Genomic DNA, 393 nt, shown 5'->3' with positions numbered 1-393 from the left:
CTGAATCCCCTTGGCCCTTTCGATCTTTGAAATTTCTTTTTCTAACACATAGTTGATAAATCGTTTTTTGAAACCTTTGTCTTCAATTTTGATTAAATGACGCAACCGGGCCAAAAGCTGATTTTCAATCAGAAATGTGTCACGTGTATGCGTTTCTTCCACTGTGAGAGGCTTGGTGCCCATTTCCTCTCTAAAAATTCGTAAGAAGTCATCATCCTCTTGGCGCTGAATCACATCATTACTCCCTCTGGCGGTTCCTAATTGCGGTTCCACTCCATTGTTCATTTTTGATGTTCCTAATGGTGGTTCCACGTCATTGTTCACTTCTGAGGTTCCTAATTGTGGTTCCACGTCATTGTTCACTTTTGAGGTTCCTAATGGTGGTTCCACGTC

Annotated in this window: 1 pseudogene; it reads right to left on the bottom strand. The window is 41.7% G+C overall.

The features are described from left to right. Positions 1 to 351 (bottom strand): annotated as a pseudogene (locus tag FE296_RS00215) (hypothetical protein); the annotation flags it as partial. Between the last annotated feature and the right edge of the window lie 42 nt (positions 352 to 393).

This window comes from Paenibacillus sp. UASWS1643, assembly GCF_008693195.1.
In the GTDB taxonomy this organism is placed as follows: domain Bacteria; phylum Bacillota; class Bacilli; order Paenibacillales; family Paenibacillaceae; genus Paenibacillus; species Paenibacillus amylolyticus_B.
Note: the sequence above shows the minus strand (reverse complement) of the source record. Positions and strands in the feature narration are given on the sequence as shown.